Origin of the sequence: Vibrio genomosp. F10 str. ZF-129 (genome assembly GCF_000287055.2) — a bacterium.
GTDB lineage: Bacteria > Pseudomonadota > Gammaproteobacteria > Enterobacterales > Vibrionaceae > Vibrio.
Genome location: NZ_AJYQ02000065.1, coordinates 1 through 375, shown reverse-complemented (window position 1 = coordinate 375; position 375 = coordinate 1). Strand labels below are relative to the sequence as shown.

Genomic DNA, 375 nt, shown 5'->3' with positions numbered 1-375 from the left:
TACTCACAGTCAAACACTTGGTATCAAGGCATTACAACATGGAGATCACCTAGATCCGGCAGGTGAGACGTTTTTAACAAGTCGTAATATCCCAGTTGCGACACCAGCCAAAGATAAGGCTTACCTAGAAAAATACGACTTAACGGTAAATTGGGGAATTGAAGACTGGCAAACTATCGACTTTTTAGGCGGAAAACTAACTGTGGTTCCTGCTTTACACGGTCATGGTTGGATTCATAAGCTAATGGCAAATGGCGTCGGATTTTTCTTAGAGCTTCCCAATGAACCCTCTATCTATATTAGCGGAGATACGGTTCTAACCGATGATGTAAGACGAGCTTTGAATGAGTTAAAACCCGACATCACAGTGGTGGC

Annotated in this window: 1 protein-coding gene; it reads left to right on the top strand. The window is 42.9% G+C overall.

The genetic code is table 11. The features are described from left to right. On the top strand, positions 1–375 hold a 375-nt coding region (locus A1QO_RS06935; protein WP_017041705.1), incomplete at both ends, for a hypothetical protein.